This is a genomic window from Paenibacillus cisolokensis, assembly GCF_050481165.1.
Classification (GTDB): Bacteria; Bacillota; Bacilli; order Paenibacillales; family Paenibacillaceae; genus Paenibacillus_AH; species Paenibacillus_AH cisolokensis.
Genome location: NZ_JBCNFP010000025.1, coordinates 1 through 1,446 on the forward strand (window position 1 = coordinate 1; position 1,446 = coordinate 1,446).

A 1,446-nucleotide genomic window follows, 5' to 3' on the forward strand; every position below is an offset into this window, starting at 1 on the left:
TCCATGACGGCGCGAATCTTGAGAGAAACGGAGGGCGATGACAATGCCGGATGAGCGTCTCGAAAAGCTCGGCGAATACTTCGTTCATTTTCAAATCGGCGAGCGCTACCAGATCACGTTCGAGGAGTTCGTTCGCAGGGTGGTGATCGGCACATGGGTCGCGCATCTAGCTTAACTGCAGAGCAGCAACGAGATTTCGACCGGTACATGGAGCTTTACGATCGCTACCTCGATGAGCCTAACCGGGAGGTTAGGGCAGCGCTCAAGGCGGAAATGCTGCGAATCAATTTCAAATACGCTGCAGAGGAGTGGGTCTGATGGACCGGTTTGAGCAAGGATTGCCGGACCCGCAGGAGTTGCCGGTGGACCCGGTCGGCGAATGCGAATATGACGAGTGCCTGTCGCCGATCTATGCCGGCCAGAAAATCTGGAAGCGTGGGAACGAATGGTATTGCTCTTGTAAGTGCATGGCGCGGGCAATGGGCGCGGTCACGATGACGGTTTGAATCTTAATTTTCAAAAGGAGGGCCGGCAATGGACCGGAAAACGCTGGAGTACATGGAGGAGCGAGCGAAAAAGGCTCGCCTAATTGTGAATAAAATCGATCGGTTGTCAAAGCTCGACAAACAGATCGAGAGTATCAGAAAAATCTCCGTATATGATCAGTATGTAAACGGGTTATTCAGTCTCTCATCAACAGATTCCAATCCTAGTCAAAACGACAAAAGGCTGATCGAGGTAATAAAGCCGGCATTGCGGCAGATGATCGCCGACGAAGTCGCAAAGCTCGAAGCTGAGCTCGCGGAGCTGTAGGGGGTGGGGGACGTGAAAAAAATCGAACTGATTTCCCTGACGCTCCGGAATTTCAAGGGCATTCGGGATTTCCGATTGGATGCCGACGGTGAGGATGTGAACGTGTTCGGCGACAATGCCGTGGGAAAGACGACTCTGTTCGACGCCTTTACCTGGTCATTGTTTGACAAGGATAGCCAAAACAAAAAGGACTTCGAGATTAAAACGCTCGGGCCCGACGGCAAGGTGCTGGAGCACGGAACAAACCATGAGGTCGAGGTCGTGCTGCTCGTCAACGGCAAGCGCCGAACGCTCCGTAAGGTGTTTTCGGAAAAATGGACCAAGAAGCGTGGCGCCGTTACGGCCGAGTTTACCGGGCACACGACGGACTACTACGTCGATGGGGTGCCGGTCAAAAAGGGCGAATACGAAGCGTTCATTGCCAGCATCGTTAAGGAAGAGGTCTTCAAACTGCTGACGAACCCAGCGTTCTTCAATGAGCAGTTGAAAAAAGATGACCGCCGGCGGATTTTAATTGAGGTTTGCGGCGATCTTTCCGACGCCGAGGTCATCACCAGCAACCCGGAGTTATCCGAGTTGACGGGGCTGCTGGGAGAACGGACGCTTGAAGGCCACCGCAAGATGCTTGCGGCG

At 53.5% G+C, this 1,446-nt stretch carries 4 protein-coding genes; all 4 read left to right on the top strand.

Annotation, left to right across the window (positions count from 1 at the left end):
* The first annotated feature begins 43 nt into the window (after window positions 1-43).
* Window positions 44-175, top strand: coding sequence for a hypothetical protein (locus ABEV74_RS04670; RefSeq protein ID WP_430143760.1), 132 nt, complete (start codon window positions 44-46; stop codon window positions 173-175).
* Between the two features lie 142 nt (window positions 176-317).
* On the top strand, window positions 318-506 hold the full coding sequence (locus ABEV74_RS04675) for a hypothetical protein (RefSeq protein ID WP_430143761.1): 189 nt from the start codon (window positions 318-320) through the stop codon (window positions 504-506).
* A gap of 28 nt (window positions 507-534) precedes the next feature.
* Window positions 535-813, top strand: a complete 279-nt coding sequence (locus tag ABEV74_RS04680) for a hypothetical protein (protein ID WP_430143763.1) — start codon at window positions 535-537, stop codon at window positions 811-813.
* Between the two features lie 12 nt (window positions 814-825).
* Window positions 826-1,446, top strand: a 621-nt coding sequence (locus ABEV74_RS04685) for an AAA family ATPase (RefSeq protein WP_430143765.1), incomplete at its 3' end; no start/stop codon positions are given.

Coding starts and splice junctions, on each gene's coding strand:
- ABEV74_RS04670 (WP_430143760.1), top strand. CDS start 44: ATGCCGGATGAGCGTCTCGAAAAGCTCGGCGAATACTTCGTTCATTTT.
- ABEV74_RS04675 (WP_430143761.1), top strand. CDS start 318: ATGGACCGGTTTGAGCAAGGATTGCCGGACCCGCAGGAGTTGCCGGTG.
- ABEV74_RS04680 (WP_430143763.1), top strand. CDS start 535: ATGGACCGGAAAACGCTGGAGTACATGGAGGAGCGAGCGAAAAAGGCT.